We start from the raw sequence: 4,024 nt of genomic DNA, 5'->3' as shown, positions 1-4,024 counted from the left end.
GGTCGGACCCGGGCGGGGGCCTTTTCCCGGTGCACCGGCGCCGGGTCCGAGGCCGGTCAGCCGGCACAGCGGCTCCCGTGGCGAAGTACGGGCCGCGCCCGGCACGACCAGCCGCTCGAGACGACCGGATGCTTCAAGGACCTCGGAGTCGCTGCGGAGTCCGGACCGGCGGCCTGTGCTCCCCGCCGTCAGCGCCGGCCGAGGACGGCCCGCGGTACGGACACATCCGGTACGCCGGGACCCCTGCCGTCATGGGCAGGGCCGCCTTCATGGGCAGGACCCATGGCCGTGAGGCACTGCGCGGGGCAGGTCCGGCACACACACGGACCGTTCGCACGGCAGCGACGGTCGCCGGCGGCTGTGCCGCGCCGGACACCCAAGGGCGTCCGGCGGCGTCCGAGCCGTACGGAACATCCGCGCGTCACCGCCCCGCCGGGACGGCGAGGGAGGGCGCCTCGAACGGTTCGGCGGGCACCGCCTCCAGCGGCAGCGGCCGGAACTCCCGGACCGGCGGCTGGGGCACGTGCGGACCGGACTTCACGCGCTGCGGCTCCTTGACGCGGCGGCTGAACCAGATCACCTTGCCGTGTTCGGTGGCACAGGTGCCCCAGCTGTCGCTGAGCATCGCCACCCTGGCGAGTCCGCCCTTGGCGGGGGACGACGTGTGCAGCCGCGGAAGGGTGCTGTCTCGGTCCGAGACGGACGTGGTGAGATGGCGCCCGGCCCAACGCAGCTCCACCACACATGTCTTGTCGCCCTCGACATGCTGGACGACATTGCCGACGAGTTCGTCGACGGCGCTGCAGACCGGCATGACATGGGCGTCGAGGCCCCAGTACTTCAGATGGGCTGCGAGTATGCGCCGGATCTGAGGAATGCGCTCTGGGGAAGCCGGTACTTCGATTCTGTACTGGCAGGCAACCGGAACGTTCATGACCGTGGCTCCTCACCGCGACGGCCCGTCATTCGTATGTGGCCCCCGAGTACGAAGAGTGAGCCTGTGTCGCTTCTGGGTAACCATCAGAGTGCACCGGCCACCCGTTCACCGCAACACGCGACACCAACGGCCCGTTGGGGGCCCAGGACTCTCTGCGCCCCCGCCGGCCCGGAGGCGGCCGCAGGGGCGCAGAACCGCACATATCGCTAGAATCCGAACATGGCAGAGCGGCCTGGCACGCCGACTGCGCCCGCACTCGTCATGGAGACCGATACCGGCTCCACGGTGATGGATCCGACCCGGGCGTACCACGTCGGGCGTGATCCCCTGAGCGACATCGTCATCGACGACCCACGGGTCTCCTGGCACCACGCCGTGCTGCGGGCCGACGACGGGCACTGGACGGTGGCGGACGAGAACAGCACCAACGGCACGTACACCGAGGGCCGTCGGATCCACGTGCGGGAAGTCGGCCCCGGCAGTGTCATCCGCTTCGGCAGCGCCGCCGACGGCCCGCGGGCCGTACTCGCCGACCTCGCACCACCGGCCGTCCACCCGTCGGCCGGCCGGCGACCGGCCGCCGAACCCGGACCGCCGCCCGTCGTGCCCGTGCCCGCCGCGACCGGGACCTTCCGCAGCCCGACCAGCGTGCGGCCGCTGCCCGCCCGCGCCGTGCGCATCGGCAGGTCGCCCGACAACGAGCTCGTCGTCGACGACCTCGTGGTCTCCCGCCGGCACGCGGAACTGCGCACACGGCCCGACGGCACGTACGAGATCGTCGACCTCGGCAGCCACAACGGCACCTACCTCAACGGCCTGCCCGTGGACCGGGCCCCGGTACGGGCCGGCGACATCGTGGGCGTGGGGCATTCCGCGTTCGTGCTGGTCGGCGACGAACTCCAGGAGTTCGTCGACACCGGCGAGGTGTCCCTCGACGTCCAGGACCTGACGGTCACCGTGGACGGGGGCCGCAAGACCCTCCTGGACCATGTCTCCTTCCCGGTCGGTGAGAAGTGCCTGCTCGCCGTGGTCGGGCCGAGCGGCGCGGGAAAGTCCACGTTGCTGAACGCCCTCACCGGGCTGCGCCCAGCGCAGCGGGGCACCGTCCTGTACGACGGGCGCGACCTCTACCACGACTACGCGGAGCTGCGCCGGCGCATCGGGCTCGTGCCGCAGGACGACATCCTGCATGCCCAGCTGACCGTACGCCGCGCCCTCTCCTACGCCGCCGAACTGCGGTTCCCCCAGGACACCGATCGGTCGGAGCGGGAGGCCCGGGTCACGGAGGTGATCCGCGAGCTCGGGCTCGAGCAGCGGGCCGGCCAGCCGATCCACTCGCTGTCCGGCGGCCAGCGCAAGCGTGTCAGCGTGGCGCTCGAGCTGCTGACCAAGCCGTCCCTGCTCTTCCTCGACGAGCCGACGTCCGGGCTCGACCCCGGCATGGACCGCTCCGTGATGCACATGCTCCGCGGCCTGGCCGACGACGGGCGCACGGTCGTCGTGGTGACCCACAGCGTGCTCAGCCTGGACGTGTGCGACCGGCTGCTCGTCCTCGCGCCCGGCGGCAGGATCGCCTACTACGGGCCGCCGGGGCAGGCCCTCGGCTTCTTCGGCTTCGCCGAATGGCCCGAGGCGTTCGAGGCCTTCGAGAGAGACCGCGGCAGGGACTGGGCGGAGATGTACCGCGAGTCCCGCTTCAACGCGCAGTACATCGTCGGCGCCACCGCACAGCCGCGCCTGCCCGCCGGGCCGGCCCCGGGGCCCGTGCCCCCGCCGCCCAAGACGCAGAGCTGGAGCGCCCAGCTGCTGACGCTGGTGCGGCGGTACACGGCCGCGCTGAGCGCGGACCGCACGTTCCTCGTCATCATGATCGCGCTGCCGTTCGTCATGGGTGCGATGGCCCGCGCCCTGGCCGGCAGCCGACTCGACCGGGAGACGGCACTGAACGCCCTCCTCATTCTCTGCGTCGGTGCCGTACTGACGGGCGCGGCGAACGCGGTGCGGGAGCTCGTCAAGGAGCGGCCGATCTATCAGCGGGAACGGGCCGTCGGACTGTCCAGGTCCGCGTATCTGATGTCCAAGGTGGTGGTCCTCGGGACGGTCACGGTGCTCCAGGCGATCGTGCTGACCCTCGTCGCCCTGGCCGGGGTCGACCTCGGCTCGCCGGGCGGCGAAGGAGTGCTGCTGCCACCTCTGCCGGAGATCACCCTGGCCGTGGCGCTGCTGTCGTTCACCGCGATGATGCTGGGCCTGCTGATCTCCGCCCTGGTGCGCAAGGAAGAGGTCACCATGCCGCTGCTGGTGCTCCTCGCGATCGTGCAGGTCGTCTTCTGCGGCGCGCTCCTGAAGCTCGACGGCGTGGCGGTGATCGAGCAGTTGGCGTGGCTGGTCCCGTCCCGGTGGGCCCTCGGCGCGATGGCGGGAACGATCGACCTCGGCCGCATCGTCCCCGGCGAGTTGACGGCCGATCCGCTCTTCGAGCACTCGGCAGGGGTGTGGCTGCTCGACATGGGGATGCTGGTGGTGCTGTCGGTGCTCTTCGGTTGCCTGGTCGCCCGCCTGCTGCGGCGGCACGAGCCCGCCGTGATGCGGAAGTAGGCCGGGTCCGCCATGGCAGCCTGGGAGTTCCGCGCCACACATGTCGTGCCGCCGTGGGGCATGCCCGCGTGGGAGGCGCCGGACGTGTCCCGGCCCACGACACCGCTCGACCCACTGCTGCCGGTCCAGCTCGCCGAGCGGCGCGGCGACTGGGGTCAGATCGTGTGCGCGAACGGCTGGTCCGCGTGGGTCGACGGACGTCTGCTGGTCGCCGTGCCGCAGGAACCCCCGGCCGTCGACCGGCCCCTGGCCCGGACCGCGGACCCCCGGCCGCTGCTGGCCCGGGTCGCCGAGACCCTGGCCCGTTACCGGCGTGCCGCCGACGACCTGGCCGACGGGCTGTCCGACGGTGAGACCTTCCGTGGACGTACCAGAGGGCTGCGGGCGGGCCTCGTCGTGGACGGCGAGGCGGTGTGGCTGTACGACGCGGAGCACGAGCGGTGGGTCTACTGCCAAGGGCTCGGGCTCAGCACGTTCGCGACCTCGTCG

2 protein-coding genes and 1 pseudogene are annotated in these 4,024 nt (G+C 72.0%); 2 read left to right on the top strand and 1 reads right to left on the bottom strand.

The window, feature by feature from the left end; all coding sequences use genetic code 11:
- Positions 1–421 precede the first annotated feature (421 nt).
- On the bottom strand, positions 422–934 hold the full coding sequence (locus tag ACWGH4_RS32500) for an ATP-binding protein (RefSeq protein WP_441264629.1): 513 nt from the start codon (positions 932–934) through the stop codon (positions 422–424).
- Between the two features lie 222 nt (positions 935–1,156).
- Between ACWGH4_RS32500 and ACWGH4_RS32495 the strand changes: the two genes are divergently transcribed.
- Positions 1,157–3,535 carry an FHA domain-containing protein gene (locus ACWGH4_RS32495; RefSeq protein WP_453467184.1) on the top strand — a complete coding sequence of 793 codons (2,379 nt, stop codon included), beginning with the start codon at positions 1,157–1,159 and terminating at the stop codon, positions 3,533–3,535.
- 12 nt (positions 3,536–3,547) lie between these two features.
- Positions 3,548–4,024: pseudogene (locus ACWGH4_RS32490) on the top strand (hypothetical protein); the annotation flags it as partial.

This window comes from Streptomyces sp. NPDC054847 (genome assembly GCF_053610925.1).
Note: the sequence above shows the minus strand (reverse complement) of the source record. Positions and strands in the feature narration are given on the sequence as shown.

What these genes read in the sequence shown, in the direction of transcription:
- ACWGH4_RS32500 (WP_441264629.1), bottom strand. Translation starts at nt 934, where the DNA reads ATGAACGTTCCGGTTGCCTGCCAGTACAGAATCGAAGTACCGGCTTCC.
- ACWGH4_RS32495 (WP_453467184.1), top strand. Translation starts at nt 1,157, where the DNA reads ATGGCAGAGCGGCCTGGCACGCCGACTGCGCCCGCACTCGTCATGGAG.